Consider the following 2,348-nt stretch of genomic DNA (forward strand, 5'->3'; position numbering starts at 1 on the left):
GCGCCGCTCCCCCCCCCACCCACTCCGGCGGCACCCCCCCCCCCGCGGGGCCCCCCCCCCCCCCCGCCCCGGCGGCCGCCCCGCCGCCCGCCGCCTTCGCGGCGCAGCATGCGGAACTCGTCGCCGCGCTCGCCGAGGCAGGCGCCAAGGTCCATGCGCTGCCGCCCGCACCCCACCTGCCCTATATGGTCTACACCCGCGACCAGGCGGTGGTGACGCCCTGGGGCCCGGTGCTCTGCCAGCTCGAGCGGCCGCAGCGGCGGGGCGAATACGCCACGGTGCTGGACTGGCACGCCGCGCAGGGGAGCCCGTTCTGGCGCAAATCCAGCGCCGGCACGCTCGAAGGTGGCGACATCCACCTGATCCGCCCGGGCCTCGCCGCCATCGGCGTCAGCGGCGGCCGCACCGACGAGGCCGGCGCCGCGCAGCTCGCCGGCTGGCTGGCGACGGAGGGCTGGGAATGTCGCCTCGTTCCCTTCGACGAGCATTTCCTGCATCTCGACCTGCTGTTCTGCATGGCGGCACCCGGCCTGGCGCTCGCCTGCCCGGAAGCGCTGGACGACGCCTTCCTCGCCTGGCTGCGCGACCACGGCATCCGCTGGATCCCCTTCGGCTATGCCGAGGCGATGGCCCTTGCGGGCAACATCCTGGCGCTGGGCGAGGGCCGCGTGATCTCCTCGCGCGGCAGCACGCGCATCAACGCCGCGCTGCGCGCCGAGGGGCTTGCCGTGCTCGACCCCGACCTCTCGCTGTTCGCCGCCGGCGGCGGCGGGCCGCATTGCCTCACCTGTCCGCTCCGGCGGGAGGAGACCTGATGGACACGATCACCCCGGCGCCGGTGGAGGCCGTCATCGCCGCCGCGCGCGGCTTCCTCGGCGAGCGGATCACCACCAACGCCGCCATCCGCGAGCAGCACAGCCGCGGCGAGGACAGCTCCCCCCCGACGCTCCCCGACGCCGTCGCCTTCGTCGAGACCACGGAGGAGGTCTCCCGCCTGGTCGCGCTCTGCCACCGGCATGAGGTGCCGGTGGTGCCCTTCGGCGCCGGCACCTCGCTGGAAGGCCATGTGAACCCGGTGCGGCGCGGCATCAGCCTCGATCTCTCGCGCATGACGCGCATCCTGGAGGTGAACGCCGAGGACATGGACTGCGTGATCGAGCCGGGCGTCACGCGCCAGCAACTGAACGAGCATCTGCGCGACCAGGGCATGTTCTTCCCCGTGGACCCGGGCAGCCACTGCACGCTGGGGGGGATGGTCGCGACCCGCGCCTCCGGCACCAACGCCGTGCGCTACGGCACCATCCGCGAGAACGTGCTGGGGCTGGAGGTCGTGCTGGCCGATGGCCGCGTGATCCAGACCGGCGGGCGCACGCGCAAGGCCTCCAACGGCTACGACCTGACGCGGCTCTTCATCGGCTCCGAGGGCACGCTCGGCGTGGTGACGAAGATCCGCCTGCGCCTGCACGGCATCCCCGAGGCGATGAGCAGCGCCGTGGTGCAGTTCGAGACGCTGGAAGGCGCGGTGCGCAGCACGATCGAGGTGATGCAGATGGGCATCCCGGTCGCGCGCATCGAGCTGCTGGACGACGACATGATGGCGGCCGCCATCGCCTATTCCAAGCTGGAGGGCTACCAGCCCCGCACCACGCTCTTCCTCGAATTCCACGGCAGCGAGGCGGGCGTGCAGGAACAGGCCGAGGCGGTGGAGGCGATCACCTCCGGCCATGGCGGCGCGGGCTTCCGCTGGGCCACCGACGCGGCGGAGCGCAACAGGCTCTGGAAGGCGCGGCACGACGCCTATTGGGCCGGCATCGCCGCGAAGCCCGGCCACAAGGCGCTGACCACCGATGTCTGCGTGCCGATCTCCCGCCTGGCCGAGGCGATCCTCGGCGCGAAGGCGGAGGCGAAGGAGCTCGGCCACTTCACCTGCATCGTCGGCCATGTCGGCGACGGCAATTTTCATCAGATGGTGCTGTACGATCCGGCGGTGCCCGGTGCGCTGGAGCGAGCCTGGGACATGGACAAGCGCATCGTCTCGCGCGGCCTCGACCTCGGCGGTACCTGCTCCGGCGAGCACGGCATCGGCCTCGGCAAGCGCGAGTTCCTGGAGCGCGAGCATGGGCCGGAGGCGCTGGCGGTGATGCGCAGCCTGAAGCAGGCGCTGGACCCCAAGGGGATCATGAATCCGGGGAAGATGTTTAGGAATTGACCGCCGTGTTCGCCCTCTCCCGCTTGCGGGGGGTTCGACGCAAAGCGTCGGACGCCGGAGTTGCGGGGGGCGGGCGCCCCGGGATTATGGGGGGGGGGGGGGGGGGGCCCCCCCCCCCCGCCCAAAACGGGTACCCCCC

The 2,348-nt window shown here is 72.5% G+C and carries 1 protein-coding gene and 1 pseudogene (1 of these 2 cut by a window edge); both read left to right on the top strand.

The genetic code is table 11. The features are described from left to right. Nucleotides 1-815 (top strand): annotated as a pseudogene (locus AC1MIR_RS17940) (dimethylarginine dimethylaminohydrolase family protein) (it extends 124 nt beyond the left edge of the window). Beyond that, nucleotides 815-2,209: an FAD-binding oxidoreductase gene (locus AC1MIR_RS17945; protein ID WP_480029564.1), complete on the top strand. Its 1,395-nt coding sequence runs from the start codon at nt 815-817 to the stop codon at nt 2,207-2,209. Before AC1MIR_RS17940 ends, AC1MIR_RS17945 begins: the two are co-directional and overlap by 1 nt. Nucleotides 2,210-2,348 lie beyond the last annotated feature (139 nt).

It is taken from the genome of Falsiroseomonas sp. RANM36 (assembly GCF_056682175.1).